This is a genomic window from Streptomyces sp. SID13726 (assembly GCF_010548375.1).
Lineage (GTDB): Bacteria > Actinomycetota > Actinomycetes > Streptomycetales > Streptomycetaceae > Streptomyces.
The window spans coordinates 1-414 of record NZ_JAAGLY010000611.1 but is presented as its reverse complement, the minus strand read 5'-3'; the positions used below and the strand labels follow the sequence as shown (position 1 = coordinate 414).

At 68.8% G+C, this 414-nt stretch carries 1 pseudogene; it reads left to right on the top strand.

The features are described 5' to 3' along the window. Nucleotides 1-185: 185 nt before the first annotated feature. Nucleotides 186-414, top strand: a pseudogene (locus G3I78_RS52665) (RNA polymerase sigma factor SigF); the annotation flags it as partial.

Sequence of the window (414 nt, the reverse complement as noted above, 5' to 3'; positions counted from 1 at the left end):
AAGGCAGTATGCCGGCCCGTCGGCCGTATGGCTGCGCAGGGGCCTCGGTACGCCGCGGGCGGTGGCCGGGACGGGGGGTCCCGGAGGGCGTCCGGAAAGAAGTTTGCGCACAGACCGTGTAAGAACGAGAAGTCGGGGCATGAGCGCCCGGGCAGTCGTCAGTCAATCGGGAGGGAACGGCCACCATGTCTCGCTCGGCCACCGTCGCAGGCCCCATTCGTGCAACAGACGTGCAGATCACGCCCTCTGTACCCGCCGACAGGATCGTGGGAGCCCCATCGCAGGACGCGGCACTGCCCGACGTGAAGAACCCCCGGGAGATGGCGCCCTCCGACGCGCGCGAGCTTTCGAGGCTCTTCTTCGAGAGGCTCCGCACCCTGGAGGAGGGGACGCGGGAGTACCAGTACGCCCGCA